Origin of the sequence: Legionella shakespearei DSM 23087, assembly GCF_000373765.1 — a bacterium.
GTDB classification, from domain to species: Bacteria; Pseudomonadota; Gammaproteobacteria; order Legionellales; family Legionellaceae; genus Legionella; species Legionella shakespearei.
In genome coordinates, this window is the sequence record NZ_KB892436.1 from 28270 (window position 1) to 45508 (window position 17239).

Below are 17239 nucleotides of genomic sequence, written 5' to 3' on the forward strand. Positions count from 1 at the left end.
CCAGAATGTCCCTTTCTGTTAACAGCAGCCAATGATTTACTATTGGCGGAGAGTACTCATCAATGTATCACTGAATAAGTATAAAATAAACGAAATGGGCATAAGATTCTTTCTGCTGATTCAGGTGTATAGCAATTAGCGCACCTTGAATTATCAACACGCTTTTCTGACTGTAATTATGTTAAAATAAATTTTCTCAATTGTTGTATGTGATTTATGAACATTTATTTGGCTTCAAAAAGCCCGAGACGTCAGGAATTGCTCAGGCAAATGGATGTTGCGTTTGAACTGCTGCTTGTTGATACTCCGGAAATTGTGCAACCGGGTGAGTTACCTGAAGAGTATTCCAAACGTGTTACCCAGGAAAAAATGAGTGCTTCCTGGAATACGGTTATTCAAAATGAACTGCCCTTAATGCCAGTGCTCTGTGCCGATACGGAAGTCATTTTAGATGGCAAAATAATGGGAAAACCGCAGGATGAGCAAGATGCTTATCAGATGTTAAAAAGTTACGCTAATCGCAGTCATCAAGTCATTACCAGTGTTGGTTTAATTTATAATGATTATCAAAAAATAATAATGAACACGACGGAAGTAACTTTTTCAGCTATGACTGATGAAGAGATTAAACATTATCTGGCCAGTGGTAATTACAAAGATAAAGCAGGCAGTTACGGGATTCAAAGTTATATCGGTCAATTCATTTCCCGCATCGAAGGCTGTTTTGATTCGGTAATGGGCTTGCCTTTGAATACAGTGCGTGAATTATTACTGGATTTTAAGAGACACAGCAAGAACTTGGCCTAAAGCGTAGCCCGTCCTGTAACCCCATTAAATCCAGACCGGGCTACAATTATTACCCATATAATCGAGTTTACCTAACCGCACCTTTATTTTCGCAAAATATCGTATGCCGTGGCATTTCAGGGGCACTAAACCGGATAGAGCACATCGCTTTTTTGCAGTTTCCAGTGCGGAGGGAGCTGAGGCCAAGAAAGATATTGAGGGTATGAGACCTTGGTACGAGGGTGAAAAGCCAAAATTGTTTTGATGAAATAGAGTCAAGGCTGGTTCCATTTTAAATCCGGACTGTAGATGGTTTGGATTTTTCTTCACAGTAGCAGTCCCTACTCAATCAGATGAATTTATTCTAATATGATTAAACCCTTGGTTTATTGAGGTAGCCTGATATGGCTGGTTCGAGTTTGTTAACGTTGATAGATGATATTGCCAGCGCCCTGGATGATGTGGCTGCGATGACCAAAGTTGCCACTAAAAAAACAGCAGGTGTTCTGGGGGATGATTTGGCGCTTAATGCAGAACAGGTGATAGGCATCCATGCCCATAGGGAATTGCCTGTTGTATGGGCGGTAGCCAAAGGCTCTGCGGTGAATAAATTAATACTTATTCCACTGGCTTTGTTGATTAATTTCTTTGTACCCCCTCTGGTCACTGTTTTATTGATGGCTGGTGGCTTGTATTTATGCTTTGAAGGTTTTGAGAAAATTATTGCAAAAATTGTTCATAAGAAAAATGATCATCCGATAAAAACACTCGATGAAACGAATGGGGATCTGGTTTTGTTCGAGCAACAAAAAATTAAAGGTGCAGTGCGCACCGATTTTGTATTGTCAGCTGAAATTATTGTCATTACTTTGGGTGTAGTGGCAACTACTTCATTAGCTAATCAGGTAATGGTATTGGTTTTAATTTCACTCATCATGACTGTTGGTGTTTATGGACTGGTTGCCTGTATCGTGAAACTGGACGATTTGGGCTTTTTGTTGCGTGAAAAAAAGCGTCCTTTCAAACAGCTTGGTGTGCTTTTGATTGGTACTGCTCCTGTATTAATGAGAGTACTTGGTGTGGTGGGAACCATCGCTATGTTTTTAGTCGGTGGCGGTATTATTGCTCACGGAATTCCTGCTATTCACCATTACGCACAGAATTTGCCGTCCCTTGTTTCCTTGGCAGTTGATTTTGTTACTGGGGTTATTGCAGGGGGGATTGCAGTTATTGCTTATTTAATTTTTCATAAGGCTTGGGCGATCTTTGAAAAAAGTAAGGTGGATTGACTGGGTTAAAGTGGGGCACGTCGTTCTGAGTTGAAGTATCCCCACGAAAATGATTTTTTTATGAGCACTACATTTCCTGTTTGCTTATGCTGTCATCATGCTAAGAAAACCGAGCCGCGACCGTAAGGGAGCGGAACAGTTCGATGCACTTCATTGTTGATTATTCATTAGGTGTACATCCAAAATTTCCGCTTCCTTACGGTCGCGGCTCGGTTTTCTTAGCGAGTGTAGCCCGTATTAGGCGTCAGCCGTAATACGGGATCGAAGTGGCAATGGACTAATTTCCGTATTACGCTATCGCTAATACGGGCTACGGAATCTACGCAAACGCTCACGATGTAAAGAAAAGGCATTAGGCGTCGTTTTCTAATTGCTACATACCAAAATCAATTTCAGCCATCATGCAACGAGAACTGCCTCCCCCCACTGTTTCGATAACCGGTATTTCTACAGAAATCAGTTTTGAATATTTTTGCATAAGGTTGAGCTGTTCTGCAGTGAAATGTTCTTTTGCCTGATGTGAAAGAACAAGAATGCTTTTGCTTTGCTCATCATAAAGTTCAAAAACATTCCCACACATATGACTTACCTGATCCAGACTAATGTTGATTACCAGTTTATTGGTTATGTCAAAACTACGGAGAATAGCCTTTTTTTGCAGTTCACTTTTAATCGAATCCAAACAAATAATGGCGTAATTTCGGGTGACACTTAAGATTACATTGGTGTGGTATATGGGATGATTATGTTCATCAACGCTATGAAATACAATAGCCTTGTAATTTAATATTCGAGCTACCTTCTCTACCAGATTGGCTGATGTTCGAGGAGATAGTGCGGCGTAAAGTAAGCGGTTTTCCCTATCTAAAACCAGGCTGCCAGTACCTTCAAGTATTTCATTTTTTTGATTTCTCAGGTCGATAATCTGATCGATCTTGAATTGTGCTTCTGTAAATACTCGGGTTAAGCCATCAATATTAACCTCAGCCTGACGATTTCTGGCCAGCATGGGATAAATAATCAAAAGATTATTTCCGGCAGAATCACAGTGAGTGGAAAACCAATTATTAGGGAATACTGCATCAGGGAGTTCTTTATTTTGTTCCAGGATAAGAACGTTTATGTTTTCCGCTCTTAAACGTGCAACCATATCGGTAAATTCCCGGGATGCGATTTCATCAATGTTGTCTATGTGCAGTTCTGATTGAAAAGTATTGCTTGTTGCAGTTTCAGGATTAAATTGAAAACTGTTTGGAGGAACCATTAAAACAGTCGAACTTTTTAATGACATAAAAACTCCCGAGCAGGAATTTCAGACAAAAAAAACGCCCTGTTTATCGTGAGATATTTCTATCTTAAGATGAACAGGGCGAAAATAAATGATTTAGACTACTTCAACTTCTTCAGCCTGAGGACCTTTCTGTCCATTGCTAGCCTTGAACATTACAGTTGCACCTTCAGCAAGTGTTTTGAAACCACTGCTTTGGATTGCGCTGAAATGCACAAAATAATCTTTACCGCCACTTTCTAGAAAACCGAAACCTTTGGACTCATTGAACCACTTTACTGTACCACGAATTTTTTCTGACATGTTAATTTCCTAAATTGTTACCAGCCCATTGTAGCATTATTTTATTATTTGTGCTGTTTTTTTATTAAATATTTTTAATTCTTTTTAAAAATAGTCTATTTTTGGGTTTATTTTGCCCTTAGTGAGCCTAATTTGGCTCAAAAGGTCACTCTGTGCTTTGTAATAATAACTCTTTTGCGTGAGATCGAGTCTGATCTGTAATCGTCAATCCACCCAACATGCGCGCAATTTCATCAATCTTATCTGCAGAATGTAATAAGGTAATGCGGGTGACTGTTTGTTTATTGTCACTTTGCTTTTCAACCATAAAATGATGATGGGCACTGGCTGCAACTTGCGGCTGATGTGTCACACAGAATACTTGCAAGCGCTCACCCAATTTCCGCAACATTTGTCCTACCAGAGCCGCAGTGCCTCCGCCAATGCCAACATCGACCTCATCAAATAATAAGGTAGGAGTTGAGCCTCTTTGCGCCGTGATCATTTGTATTGCAAGGCCTATACGTGACAATTCGCCTCCAGATGCAATTTTACCCAGCGAGTCTGGTTCCATGCCTGGGTTGGTACAGACTTTATATTCAACTTTATCCAAACCATGCACCTGCATTTTTTCCAGAGGCGATATCTCTATTTCTACCCAACCTTTGGGCATCCCCAATTTTTGAATGCTTGCAGTGATTTCTTTCGCTAATCTTTTCGCATGCAGCTGTCGTGCCTCGCGGAGCTTTAACGCGGTATTTTCATATTCTTTGAGTGATTGTTGATAGTGCACTTGCAATTGAGCAAGCCGTCCTTCCGCATCAGATAATTTTTTGAGTTCTTGTTTCAGGTGCAATTCATGTTCTCGCAGCATGCTGCTATCAATATGATATTTGCGTGCTAAATGATGTATGGCACTCATACGGGTTTCTACATCATGCAAGCGCTCTGGATCCAGTTGTACCCGCTCTGCAAACTGTTGCATTTCATCAATGGCTTCTTCACATTGAATTAATGCACCATTAATTAATTCATAACTGTTTTTTATTTGAGCCTGATCCTGGGGAAGCTGACTGATTAACTGCAGTATCTGATTAAGACCCGAACAAATGTCAGGTTGATCTTCGCTGTTTAAAAGGTTGTTTATTTGCTGGCTGTATTCCAGATATTCACGGGCATGATGCAGCATCTGATGTTCCTGATGCAAGGCCTCGATTTCACCTTCCTGTAAATTCAATGCTGCCAGTTCTTCAATTTGAAATTGCAGTAACCTGATTTTGTCAGCCTGTTGCTCCTGATTTTCCAGAGTATCTATTTCAAGTTTGATCTGTTGACATTGTTTGTAACGTTTGGCTACTTCATCCAATAAATTTTGGTTGCTGGCATATTGATCCAGTTGTTGTCTGTGTGTCGGGTGTTGCATCAGACTTTGGTGCTGGTGTTGGCCATGGATATGAACCAGTTTTTCACTGAGTTCTTTTAACTTTTGCAGTGGAAAAGGTTGTCCATTGATGTAGGATTTTGAACGCCCTTCGGCATAAATAATACGCCGGAGATAAATCTCTCCGTCATCGCATGAAATGTCATGTTCTGCCAGCCATTGTGCCGGTTCAGATGCCTTATCAAAGGTAAATCCTGCCGTGATGTCGCATTTCTCCTGGCCTGGCCGAATTACCGATGCATCTCCACGGCCGCCAAGAGCGAGCATAAGCGCGTCTATCATTATCGATTTACCCGCACCAGTCTCGCCTGTAAAAGCGGTCATGCCTTGAGTAAAATCTAACTCCAGTTGTTTTACGATAGCGAATTGTTCAATGCACAAGGTTGTGAGCATGATTTATCCCTGATGTTTGGATTCCCAGCCAAGTTTACTGCGTAATGTATCATAATAATGGTAATCAAGGGGGTGCAGCAAGCGCAGCTGGTTGCTATTTTTCTGGATAGAAACCTTTTCTCCTGGTTTCACCATTCTGGATTCATGACCATCACAACTGATACGTAATTCAGTTTCATTAAATGGACTGATATGCAGTTCGATTTGCGCTTCTCCGTCAATAACCAGCGGCCGGGAACTTAAGCTATGAGAAAACATGGGGACTAGCACAATAGCATTGAGTTGCGGATGCATGATAGGTCCACCTGCTGATAAGGCATAAGCTGTTGACCCGGTTGGTGTGGAAAGAATCATTCCATCAGAACGGTAATGGCTGACCAGTTGTTGATTGATATGGACAGAAAATTCAATCAGATGCGTTTCACTGCCACGGCCTAAAACGACATCGTTCAGTGCATCACCTTCGAAATAGGTATTTTCATCGTCAAAAATTCGGGTACGTAGCAGAAAGCGTTTTTCTTCTTCATATTTTCCCGCTAAAACAGCAGTTAAATGCGTTTCTATGTCCTGAGGAAGTATGTCAGTAAGAAAACCCAGGCGGCCACGGTTGATTCCAATTACCGGGGTATTTACCTTGATTGCCATGCGGGCGGCGGAAAGCAGACTGCCATCGCCGCCTACTACAATGATTAAATCATTCTTGTCACCCATGTTTTCTCTGGGTAATACAGGAATGTTCATTTCAAAACTTGCGGTAGTGTCAATATCCTGAAAAATCTGAATGTTCTGCTGTTCTAAAAAATCAACCAATCGGTGTAAGCTTTCACTTACACCCTGATTGGCTCTGTGTTGACGAGCGTATAAGATAACCCGCTTAAATTTTTGTTTCATGGTTGTTATTATTCTTCACTATTAGCGATTCGCGATGCTTTTTTCCTGTCATGCTCTTTGAGTGCTTTTTTACGTAATCTAATCGAAACAGGCGTTACTTCAACCAATTCGTCATCATCAATGAATTCCAGAGCTTGTTCCAGAGACATTTTCACTGGCGGAGTCAGAATGATATTCTCATCAGTACCCGAAGCTCTCATGTTGGTTAATTGTTTTTCTTTAGTTACGTTGACCACTAAATCATTATCTCTGGCATGGATACCAACAATCATCCCTTCATAACAAATAGCCTGTGGATCAAGGAATAATCGGCCACGTTCCTGCAAATTAAAGAGGGCAAAACCACGTGCAGTACCCTGGCAGTTGGCGATCAGTACCCCGTTAATGCGCTTGCCAATACGGCCTTTAATCGCTGGACCATAATGATCATAAACGTGATACATTAAACCCGTACCTGAAGTACAGGATAAAAATTCGTTGTGAAAACCAATCAGGCCGCGAGTAGGAATAATATAATCCAGGCGTACCCGGCCTTTACCGTCTGGAACCATGTCCTGCATTTCGCCACGGCGCTCACCGAGTTTTTCCATAATGGTACCCTGGTGATTTTCTTCAACGTCCACAGTAAGACGCTCATAAGGCTCTTGCTGCTCGCCATCGACTTCTTTAATAATCACTTCCGGTTTGCATATTGCTAATTCATATCCTTCACGGCGCATGTTTTCAATCAAAATAGATAAATGCAATTCGCCTCGGCCCGATACGCGGAACTTGTCCGGATCGTCACAATCTTCAACACGCAAGGCTACGTTATGCAATAATTCTGTATCCAGTCGCTCACGTATTTTACGGGAGGTAACAAATTTGCCTTCTTGCCCTGCGAAAGGTGAATCATTGACCTGGAAGGTCATGCTAATGGTTGGTTCGTCAACCATCAAGGCAGGTAAGGCTTCTACCATGTTGGGATCACAAACTGTATCGGAGATATTAAGGTTTTCAATACCGGTAATTGCGACAATATTTCCAGCACCTGCCTCTTCAATTTCCACCCGTTCCAGACCTTTGAATCCGAGTAGTTGCAGCAGGCGGCCGCTACGCATATTGCCGTCTTTATCAATAATTTTCACTGCGGATTTTGTTTTGATTTGGCCGCGTGTAATGCGTCCGATACCAATAGTACCTACATAAGATGAATAGGCTAAAGAACTGATTTGCATTTGGAACGGGCCGCTTTCATCCACATCTGGCGGAGCAACTTTATCTACAATGGTTTGCAGCAGTGCGGTCATATCCGTTGCTTCATCTTCAAGGTTCAGCTTGGCAAAACCATTTAAAGCCGAGGCATAAACAACCGGGAAGTCCAGCTGGGCATCATTGGCACCCAAATTATCAAATAAATCAAATACCTGATCCATAACCCAGTGTGGTCTTGCGCCTGGCCGGTCTATTTTGTTGATGACAACAATCGGGTTTAATCCTCGCGCGAAGGCTTTTTGAGTGACGAAGCGAGTTTGCGGCATAGGGCCGTCCACTGCGTCCACCAGCAACAGAACACAATCAACCATAGATAAGATACGCTCTACTTCTCCGCCGAAATCAGCATGTCCTGGAGTATCCACAATATTAATCTGGTAACCATTCCAATACACGCAGGTGTTTTTGGCAAGAATAGTGATTCCTCTTTCTTTTTCCAAAGCATTGGAGTCCATCACACGTTCAACTTTAGGTGCTCTTTCGTTTAAGGTACCGGTTTGTTGGAGTAATTTGTCTACGAGAGTCGTTTTGCCATGGTCAACGTGTGCGATTATGGCAATATTGCGTATCTTTTCTATCATAAGTAACCCTAATTGGAAATAGCAGTGCCCTGGGTTTTCTGACTGGCAATAAGCACACAGAACCCGGGTAAAAAGCTGAGCATTTGTTCATAGATTCGACATTATACATGAATTGCTGCTTAAATCCTATCCGCCCATAGTGATAATTCAATTTCTTTCTTTATTTTAACCGGATTCAGCTTGAAGTAAAAAAATCTTTTAAATAGAATGGATTGAGTTTTATTTTCAGGCTGCGTATATGAGAAGCTTTAAAGGATTTAAAGTTGTCTGTATGTTGTTCACTTTGTTGCAAAATTTTTCTTTTGCTGAATCCCTCCCCCCTCATGTCTGTGATTCGACTGAGGCACATCCCTGTATCGTTCAAGACAGTAAGACCAAATCCTCTCCTGTGGAATGGATGCGAGATGTTGCTGTGATCGCTGATGTATACCAGGGGAATACTCTGGGAATAAAAGACATACATGTCTCGGGAAGTGAAGAGCCCAGTGAGAAAGGCTGGCGTTCTATCGCCGGGTACATTGCAATGAGAAAGCCCAAGGGGGGGCACCCAGTCGTGGTTTTGGACTTACGACAGGAAAGTCATGGCTACATCAACGGCCGGGCAATTACTCTGGTCACCAATTACAATTGGATTAACCTGGGAAAATCGAATCAGCAAAGCCATGCTGATGAGGTAAAATGGCTGTCCTCTTTGGCAGCCAAAAAAATAGTTAATGGAATTTTGACCTTGGCACAATACCGTGAAAAAGACTATATCCGCGGTAAATCAATGGCTGTTGGATCTATAAAAAATGAAGAATACTATGTTTCGAGATGGGGTTTTGAATACCAGCGCCTTTATATTTCCGATCATCGTGCCCCACTGGATTCAGAGGTGGATGCCTTTTTGCGCTTGGTCAAAAGCAAGCCGGAGAACACCTGGTATCATGTACATTGCCGCGGTGGCAAAGGACGAACTTCAACTGTTTTAGCCATGTTTGATATGCTAAAAAATGCTGACAAAGTCAGTTTTGATGAAATAATAGCCCGCCAGGCGTCCATTTCACCTTATTATAATTTGTTGGAAATCTACAGGAATGATATTGAACTTACACCTTATTATATTCTCAGGCTTGAGTTTTTAAGACAGTTTTATAATTATTCCCAGCAGGTTTTAGCGGGTTATACCGGTACCTGGTCTGAATGGAAGGCAATGAATAATATGGAAGGCAATGAATAATTAAGAGTTCCGCCGTCCCGCGGCTTGTCCGCGGGATCCAGGAATCTCACTCCGAACTTAGATCTCTGGATACCGCGGACAAGCCGCGGTACGGTGGAGTATCGCTTAACTTAATGGCAGTGGTTGTGACAACGACCATTCTGGTTCCACGTCGCCCCCAGATCCAGGTCGTCCCTCAGATCCACGTTGCCCCCCAGATCCAGGTCGCCCCCCAGCTCTACGTCGTCCTGAGCGCGTCTTTTTGCGCGAAGGATCTCCTGAAAGTGGCATGGTGCCAATATTTGGAGATCCTTCGCGCAAAAAGACGCGCTCAGGACGACGCGGATCGGAGGAGTGACGTGGATCCTTGAAATGATGTGGAGTCGAGGCTTAGACGATACAATTCACATAATTCATCTCCCTAAAATAATTCATTTATTTACCTGACATTTACCGATCTTTGGTACATGTTTTGCTACACTAAAAGTGAGAAGTAAAGAAAAGGGGGGTATTTATGAAGCAACTAATTTTACATCCCACCGATATTAGCCAATGGCATGCCCTGGTTAATGAAGCGCAGGCTGCGACTCGGCTTGTCCTCAATGAAAATACGGAAAGTTACCTGGTTTTTCTGTTAATGCGTTTTTCTCAAGGCCCCAAGTTGATTGAATCTGTAGTTGCTCTCGATTTTCTGGAGTCCATGCGCAAACCCAAACAATTACAATTAGAATTATTACGCGATGTGGGTGATAAAAGTTTGTTGTTTTGCGGTCTTTTCCCCGGCATGGCGCAAAGGCGTCATGTGAGTTTGAGTTACTTTTCGGATATGGGACAAGCGGCTTATTTGACTGTTGGCGAATTGCAAGACAGTCAAACTTCAGACTTATATTTGCAATTAAGTGCGCAATTTGTCACTTTGCAACAAATATTGCAGGCCATGCGTGGTGAATATTTACAATTTAGCCAAAGAGACAGCGGGATTTTGTCTTCCACTGCCATGACCTTGCAGTAAAAGAGTACGTCCTCCTGGGGGAAACAAAGGAGCCTTGATTTGGCATAATCTGTAGCCCGGTCTGCTTGCAGCCGGGATCGTGCCACTTCGATCCCGGCTGCAAGCAGACCGGGCTACAAGCTGAAAGTGGCATGGTGCCAGTATTTGGAGACGTGGATCGGTATTCAAAAAGTACACTTCCAGTTTATCAGCTAAACTTAAATTATCTGATCTGGATAGCAAGACCGTACAAAAGGAATTGAACCAATGAAAACCAAAATGTTATTACCGCTCCTGTTTTGTTTTTTATTTTCCTCTGCCAGTTATTCCAATATTAAAGTGGGTACCTTGTTCTTTGATCCCCCTTTTGTTCTCTCCCTGGGTGAAGGCTTTGACATTGATCTGACCCACCTGTTGTGTAAGGGGTTAAATGAACAATGCATCATAATTCCCATGGATTTTAATAAGCTATACACCGCACTGGATGATGGAACAATTGATATCGCAATAGGTGGTATTTCCATTTCTCCACAACGCGAACAGCATTATATTTTTACCTTGCCCTACATGCTCTGTAAAAGACAGTTTATGGTGTTAAAAAACAGCACTATTACTTCTGTTAATGATTTAAGCGGGACTACTGTAGGGGTAATTGAAGGGGATCCGCAAGGGGGTGTTTCGTATCATTATTTGCTCGACACGTATGGTGGAAAATTTAAAATAACTCAATTCAATGATATGGAAGATCTGGTAACCGCTTTGAATAACAACCAGATTTCAGCAGCCTTTCTTCATCGCTCCTCTGTTGTCTACTGGGTGGAAAACGGAGGCGGGCAATTTAAAGCTATTGGAGATGTACTTACTCTTGGTGATGGCATTGGTATTATGTCCTTGCCTAAAAATCAGGCTTTGATACAACGTATCAATCAGTTATTAGAGACCATGGAAAAGGATAATGTCTATTTGAGCCTGTACAAAACATATTTTTCTGAGGAATAGCCTGAGCTCAAATCTGGCTGTTCGAGTACACATAAGCCCATACTCCCTGAACGGTTACCCTGAGTGTCCTGAATGTGCACTGTGCGGCATTCAGGATGGCCATTGTCATTAAGGAGTTCCGCCGTCCCGCGGCTTGTCCGCGGGACGGCGGAGTAGCGCTTAACTTAATGGCAGTGTTCAGGATGACAGGTGCTTATTTACGAAACATCATGGTGATATCAATAGGATCAAAAGTATATTTTTGATTGCAAAAATCACAATTCACGGTAATCACTTCCTGCTCTTTTAAAAGCTCTTTAGCTTCTTCTTCACCTAAGACGTTAAGTACCTGCTTCATTTTTTCAGGACTGCAACGGCATTTAAACTGTGTACTGCGGCTGTCAAAAATCCGGATGTCCGTTTCATTATAAAGTCGATAAAGCAAGGTCGGATTATCCAGTGTAAGTAACTCTTCTTCACTGACTGTTTGTCCTAACTGTACGGCGTACTCCCAAAATTGTTCCCGTTGCGCCGTATCTTCACCTGGCATGAGTTGCAGCAACATTCCGGCAGCCATAGTGTCGTTCACGGCCAGCCATACTCGTGTTGCAATCTGTTCTGATTGGGCAAAATAATGCATCAGATTTTCACTCATGGACGTTGCCTGAATGGGAATCATGCTTTGGTAGGTTTGAGTCTGATTGTCCTGGTTAATGGTCATTACCATTTGCCCTTGAAGAAAAGCAGTGGCGTAATCAATGATTTCAAGATTTGGAGTAAATTTGGCAAAGGCGCGAATATTGAGATGATGATCACATTGCACCAGAAGCAAAGGCAATCGGTCATCGCCTTGAAACTGCACATTCAGGCTGCCTTCAAATTTAATGCTGCTTGCCAAAAGCAGGCAGGAAACAATGGCTTCGCCCAGTAAATTCTTTACCATGGGCGGGTAGTCACGCTGATTCATTATCGTTTGAAAGGTGTGCTCTATGTGAACAATCTCTCCTCGAATATGAGCGTGTTCAAAAATAAATCTTTGCAGGGTATCTGGATCTTTCATCAGAATTAACTCATCAAACAAAGGGAGGTATTCTAACATAAAATGTACAGATTATAGCGAGACAGGTTTAATTTTTATCTTAAAAATAATTAATCTGATTTTCTTGAGAAATGAATTTCTTGAACTATTCTTAAAAAACCCCCTGAGAAAACCCTAAGGAATAAAAATGAAAAATAACAGTATCTTAGTCCCCTTATTCAGAAAAATAGATAAAGTGCTTTTTGGCATTGACGATCTGCATGAGCTGGAAAATCAACCTGAATTTTCGCAAAGTGACAATGAAGAAGAGTTTGATGCCGAGCCTTCTTCCAATTAACAGTTGCGTCAAAAACCGGGTCTAAGAGATAATGCCTCTTTATTGAACGAGAGCATACTATGTTGAATAGCCAACAAATGGCTGCAGTACATTATATAGATGGGCCATTGTTGGTTCTTGCTGGAGCTGGAAGCGGTAAAACCCGGGTTATTACCCAAAAGATCGGTTATTTGATCAATAACTGTGGTTATTCTGCCAAATCCATTTGTGCCGTAACCTTTACTAACAAAGCCGCTAATGAAATGCGTGCCCGTGTTGCTACGGTTTTACCCGCAGCCAGCCGGAGAGGATTAAAGGTTGCCACCTTTCATACTTTAGGTTTAAGTATGATCAAGCGCGATGCGGCATTGTGTGACTTGAAGAAAGGCTTTTCCATTTTTGACAGTGAAGACTGTTTGCAGGTGATGCGTGGGTTCCTGCCAGCGAACAGAGCGAATGAACGTGATTTCATGATGCAAATCCAGCAGCATATTTCACGCTGGAAGAATGATCTTTTAAGCCCTGAAGCGGTGATGGGACTTGCCTCTGATGTTCCCCTGTTTGCTGAGGCTGCACTGGTTTATCCCCGCTATCAACAGGCTTTAAAAGCGTATAATGCTGTTGATTTTGATGATTTAATTCGTATTCCTGTTGCTTTGCTTACCGAGCATCCAGACGTATTGGAATACTGGCAGAATAAAATTCGCCATTTATTAGTAGATGAGTATCAGGATTCCAATACCAGCCAGTATCTGCTCGTAAAAAAATTAGTCGGTGTCCGTGCTCATTTCACGGTTGTAGGGGATGATGATCAGTCCATTTACGCATGGCGTGGCGCAAAACCTGAAAACCTGGCGCAATTACAAAAAGATTACCCTAAGCTGAAAATAATCAAACTGGAACAAAACTATCGGTCTACCAGTCGAATTTTGCATGCAGCTAACTATTTGATTGCCCATAATCCTCATTTGTTCGAAAAAAAGTTATGGAGCGATTTGGGGCATGGTGAAACGTTGCGGGTGATCAGTTGCCGTGATGAAAACGATGAAGCAGAGCATGTAGTCTCTGATTTGATCAGTCATAAAATGCGTACGCGGACTGAGTATGGTGATTACGCTATTTTATACAGGGGCAATCATCAATCGCGCATATTTGAAAAGGTATTAAGAAATTACGGTATTCCCTACCATATCAGCGGCGGCCAATCCTGGTTTGCCAAGGCAGAGGTCAAAGACGTCTTCGCCCATTTAAAATTACTGTGTAATGAAGCAGATGATGCCGCCTTTTTACGGGTAATTAATACGCCTAAACGTGGTATTGGTGAAACCAGTCTTGATGCATTGGGGCGTTATGTGCAAAGCAGGGGAATCAGTTTGTATGCCGGCTCAGATCATTTGGCGCTTAGTGAACATATTGCTGAAAAGCCTCGAGCAGCCTTACAGATGTTTAAAGCCTGGATAGATGAAGTGAAGACCAAACTGGCTTCTGGATCCATTTTGGAACACCTGCGGCAAATGGTGGAGGACAGCGGTTATGAGGCGCACATTTACGAACAGAGTGATTCTCCTGCCAAAGCACAGAAGCGGATGGATAACGTTTGGGAGTTACTGGACTGGGTAGGGCGATTATTAGAAAAAAAACCGGAAAGCACTTTGGCTGATGTGGTGAATAAATTAATTCTGATTGATATTCTGGAACAGTCCGATGAGGAAGATACAGAGACCTTGCAGTTAATGACCTTACACGCATCAAAAGGCCTGGAGTTTCCTTATGTGTATCTGGTGGGAATGGAAGAAGATCTCTTACCGCACAGAGTCAGTATAGACGATGATCAAATTGAAGAGGAAAGGCGTTTGGCCTATGTGGGAATAACCCGGGCACAAAAAGGCTTGTGTTTTACTCTTGCAAAACAACGGCGCAGAGGCGGAGAATTGCAGGATTGCACCCCAAGCCGATTTTTAGACGAACTGCCTCAGGAAAGCCTGGAATGGTTTGGTAAAAACAGCGAACGTTGTGAAGAGAAATCCAAAAATCTGGCCAAGTCGCATTTGGAAGGCTTGAAAAGCATGTTGAGTTAACGTGAGTTATGGATAAGAAACTCACGTTAAGTTAAGACCTGTATGAGATACGTTATTGCTACCGGGACGTGGGTTTGTAGCCTGTATTAGCGGAGCGTAATACAGGATCGAAGTAGTAATTTCCCGTATTACGCTTCGCTAATACGGGCTACGAAACTGCAAGCAGCTGATTCTTCTACACATCTTTGCTATTCTCCGATCTACGTCGTCCTGAGCGCGTCTTTTGGCGCGAAGGATCTCCCCAAAGCGGCATGGTGCCACTTCGATCCCGGCTGCAAGCAGACCGGGCTACACACCCCTGCCAGCTTTCAGGAGATCCTTCGCGCCAAAAGACGCGCTCAGGACGACGTGAATCGGACGATGTTAAGGTATCTCGCAAATCCTGGCCGCGGCTCGGTTCTACCTTCTAAGCCTGAACCGCATTAACACGTGGCGCCAGGTCTTCAATAAAGTCTTGAGTACTGGTATTGGTGCCTGCTGGTGCGAACATCCGATGCTTGTTATACACTGGATTTTCAGTTGCTTTATGCAATGTTTCTGCCAGCGTTTGGCCTTTCTTTGGAGTACGCAGGTCTCTTTTTAATTCGTTCAGGGCAGTGATTTTTTCATCAGCTACTTCACGTCCAACAGAGACATTACTCAATTTTCGTTCCTGTTTCTCGATTCGAGCGACAGCATGCTCTACCTGCCATTCTGCAGAAGGACGTTTAGCGGTTGGTTCAAGCACTACATCCTGCTCTTCCAAAATCCCTCTTTGCTTATTCCAGGCTTGTGCAAAAGATAGGGGCTGTGGTTTTTTCTCTGTGTCACTGGCCGAATTTAATTGACTTGCAGCACTGTCCCACAAAGCCGCCAGGGCGTAAAGAGGCGATGCTACGGTGACCAATAGCCAGGTTGGAATATCCATGTCATGGCTATGTCCGGCATCTTCATCCAGATGCTCTTCCAGTAATTCTTTATTTGTACGATGTTCATGGCCCTCATGACCGTGTTCTTCTTCTGAATGTCCCATTCCTATAAAATAATGGGCATCCTCAAAACCTTCACTGATAATTGCAATTAACATGGCGACAATTTGAGGAACGCCAGGCATGCGATCAGCGGTCAGGGCAATACTGAGCAGATGGCCTAAAAATAGCAGAATACGCAGTGGTGTAACGGTTAATTTAAGAATAAGGCGAAAAGGGTTGAGTATTTGCAGCCAGTTTTCTGTTTCGGTCAAATGTTTAAACCCATTGACTACACCATCATAGACAGACTGAAATATGTTGGTTTCACTGCGGGTTGCCTCATCGATCATTTCCAGTGATTCAGCAGAATTTTGAATATTAAAGGATATTGCAGACAATCCTGTAATGATTGGGTTGATGATTCCCATCACAAAGCTGGGTATTTTTTTCATCCAGTCAAACAGGGGGCGTGCATTCGTTGCTATAGTCCACCATGTTCCGGCTGTGCAAACAGTCAGGGCCAGGGCAAGGCCAACCAGGAGTATGGCCGTGCTCGCCATAAAGACACTTCGTAATGTGATGCCTTCACTTAAGTCATCGCGAATACGCTGATACCATTTGACTACAGTATCGTTGTTAATCATATCGGTAATCGAATTAAAGGTGAGCATGGCGTATGCTGCACCTGCAATGGCGGCCATAGGAAGAATGAGTATTGGCCAGAATGCGAAGGGAATGGCGGCAAAAAACGGGATAACTGCAAAAGCTTCCACTATAAGATAGGTACTGCCCAAGCCCATGAATATTCCAGCAAAGATGCTGAAGCCCTTGGCTATATTGTAGTAAAAGCCACGCTGTTCCAAACGCTGTTGCCATTCTTCCTGATGATGCTCAGCCAGCCAAAGCTGTAATTTTTTGGCGTATTCTGACTTTTCGCTGTTTGTTTCATCTTGAGCTGAAAATAATTGCAGGGCAAACCACTTTTCCATGTCGCTCAGCGTTTTTTCAATTTGTTTTTTACGCTTTTTACTGTCCGCATTCAATTCTTTATGGTTAAACTTGGCCAGCAGTTTGAGCTGTGCTTTATAGTCCCTGAAAAATTGAGGGCAGTCTTCATCATGAGTCTGTTCAGGAAAATGGGTGAGCAAGTATTCTTTAGCCAGGGAATTTTCAAGATAATTGCTTTTAAATAATTTTTTAAGAGCACCTTTAATGTTCTGTAGGTAAATCTCTCCTTCGTAAGCCACTGATAATCCAAATGCAGCAATAGCAAAAGGTAGCACAGGCAGCAAGGCGTACATGCCACTAAAGCTTAAAAAGCCGAGAATCAAGCTGGCGCCCAGGGTTAATAAGATAAGGGCAAGATTATAAGGGATTTTTTTTAGATTAACTGGCGTGTTTTTTGATTTCATTGTAATATATTTGCCCATAAAAGTTTAAAGCTGAACTTTATAACAAATGAAAATGATTATCAATAGCATTGA

General features: G+C 42.6%; 14 protein-coding genes. 7 read left to right on the plus strand and 7 right to left on the minus strand.

Annotated features, from left to right (window positions below; genetic code table 11):
• The first annotated feature begins 216 nt into the window (after positions 1-216).
• Both B094_RS0114630 and B094_RS16340 read left to right on the plus strand, forming a co-directional pair.
• Positions 217-807 carry a Maf family protein gene (locus B094_RS0114630; protein ID WP_018578570.1) on the plus strand — a complete coding sequence of 197 codons (591 nt, stop codon included), beginning with the start codon at positions 217-219 and terminating at the stop codon, positions 805-807.
• A 383-nt stretch (positions 808-1190) separates the two neighbouring features.
• Positions 1191-2075, plus strand: a complete 885-nt coding sequence (locus B094_RS16340; protein WP_018578571.1) for a DUF808 domain-containing protein — start codon at positions 1191-1193, stop codon at positions 2073-2075.
• 373 nt (positions 2076-2448) lie between these two features.
• Here the strand turns inward: B094_RS16340 and B094_RS0114640 are convergent, their stop codons facing one another.
• The 5 genes from B094_RS0114640 to typA all read right to left on the minus strand — a co-directional run bounded on the left by B094_RS0114640 (position 2449) and on the right by typA (position 8205).
• Complete coding sequence (locus tag B094_RS0114640; RefSeq protein WP_018578572.1) at positions 2449-3366, minus strand: arginine deiminase-related protein; 918 nt, start codon at positions 3364-3366, stop codon at positions 2449-2451.
• A gap of 93 nt (positions 3367-3459) precedes the next feature.
• Positions 3460-3666: a cold-shock protein gene (locus B094_RS0114645; RefSeq protein WP_018578573.1), complete on the minus strand. Its 207-nt coding sequence runs from the start codon at positions 3664-3666 to the stop codon at positions 3460-3462.
• Between the two features lie 145 nt (positions 3667-3811).
• Positions 3812-5479, minus strand: coding sequence for a DNA repair protein RecN (gene recN / locus B094_RS0114650; RefSeq protein WP_018578574.1), 1668 nt, complete (start codon positions 5477-5479; stop codon positions 3812-3814).
• 3 nt (positions 5480-5482) lie between these two features.
• Positions 5483-6370, minus strand: a complete 888-nt coding sequence (locus B094_RS0114655; protein WP_018578575.1) for an NAD(+) kinase — start codon at positions 6368-6370, stop codon at positions 5483-5485.
• 8 nt (positions 6371-6378) lie between these two features.
• Positions 6379-8205, minus strand: a complete 1827-nt coding sequence (gene typA / locus B094_RS0114660) for a translational GTPase TypA (protein ID WP_018578576.1) — start codon at positions 8203-8205, stop codon at positions 6379-6381.
• Between the two features lie 238 nt (positions 8206-8443).
• Here typA and B094_RS0114665 point away from each other — a divergent pair, with 238 nt between their 5' ends.
• The 3 genes from B094_RS0114665 (at position 8444) to B094_RS0114680 (ending at position 11393) form a co-directional block, all read left to right on the plus strand.
• The gene (locus B094_RS0114665) at positions 8444-9424 is read left to right on the plus strand and encodes a phosphatase domain-containing protein (protein WP_018578577.1); all 981 of its coding nucleotides are present in this window, start codon (positions 8444-8446) and stop codon (positions 9422-9424) included.
• Positions 9425-9917: 493 nt separating this feature from the next.
• Complete coding sequence (locus tag B094_RS0114675; RefSeq protein ID WP_018578579.1) at positions 9918-10415, plus strand: hypothetical protein; 498 nt, start codon at positions 9918-9920, stop codon at positions 10413-10415.
• 246 nt (positions 10416-10661) lie between these two features.
• The gene (locus tag B094_RS0114680) at positions 10662-11393 is read left to right on the plus strand and encodes a transporter substrate-binding domain-containing protein (RefSeq protein WP_018578580.1); all 732 of its coding nucleotides are present in this window, start codon (positions 10662-10664) and stop codon (positions 11391-11393) included.
• A gap of 193 nt (positions 11394-11586) precedes the next feature.
• On the opposite strand, the gene hslO is transcribed toward B094_RS0114680, so the two are convergent.
• Positions 11587-12432, minus strand: a complete 846-nt coding sequence (gene hslO, locus B094_RS0114685; protein WP_018578581.1) for an Hsp33 family molecular chaperone HslO — start codon at positions 12430-12432, stop codon at positions 11587-11589.
• A 166-nt stretch (positions 12433-12598) separates the two neighbouring features.
• Between hslO and B094_RS17475 the strand changes: the two genes are divergently transcribed.
• Both B094_RS17475 and B094_RS0114695 read left to right on the plus strand, forming a co-directional pair.
• Positions 12599-12748, plus strand: coding sequence for a hypothetical protein (locus tag B094_RS17475; protein WP_018578582.1), 150 nt, complete (start codon positions 12599-12601; stop codon positions 12746-12748).
• Positions 12749-12807: 59 nt separating this feature from the next.
• Entirely contained in the window at positions 12808-14805 is a 1998-nt protein-coding gene (locus B094_RS0114695; RefSeq protein ID WP_018578583.1) for a UvrD-helicase domain-containing protein, read from the plus strand.
• A gap of 406 nt (positions 14806-15211) precedes the next feature.
• Here B094_RS0114695 and B094_RS0114700 read toward each other — a convergent pair whose 3' ends face one another.
• Positions 15212-17167, minus strand: coding sequence for a hypothetical protein (locus B094_RS0114700; RefSeq protein ID WP_026254053.1), 1956 nt, complete (start codon positions 17165-17167; stop codon positions 15212-15214).
• Positions 17168-17239 lie beyond the last annotated feature (72 nt).